Genomic DNA, 270 nt, shown 5'->3' with positions numbered 1-270 from the left:
ACTGCAGTGCATGCAGGCCGGCTACCAGGAATACCTGGAAATCCACTCGGCCATGAACCTGCCACTGCTCAAGAGTGGCGCGCTGGTAGTGGCCTGGAACGCCGAGGACCAGGCCAGGCTGCCGGGGATCCTCGCCCAGGCCCAGGCCAATGGGGTAGACAACGTTCGCCTGCTGGAACGCAGCGAGATCCTCGCCCTGGAGCCGCACCTGGCAAATCACGCCGTTGGCGCGCTACGGGCCCCCGACGAGCACCTGACCGACCCCTGATC

1 pseudogene is annotated in these 270 nt (G+C 66.3%); it reads left to right on the top strand.

Annotated elements, in window-relative coordinates:
- Positions 1–265: pseudogene (locus tag SB725_RS31355) on the top strand (FAD-dependent oxidoreductase); the annotation flags it as partial.
- Between the last annotated feature and the right edge of the window lie 5 nt (positions 266–270).

Source organism: Pseudomonas sp. SIMBA_041 (assembly GCF_046535095.1).
Lineage (GTDB): Bacteria > Pseudomonadota > Gammaproteobacteria > Pseudomonadales > Pseudomonadaceae > Aquipseudomonas > Aquipseudomonas mucoides.
The sequence above is the reverse complement of the archived record's forward strand: the minus strand, read 5'-3'. Positions and strand labels throughout refer to the sequence as shown.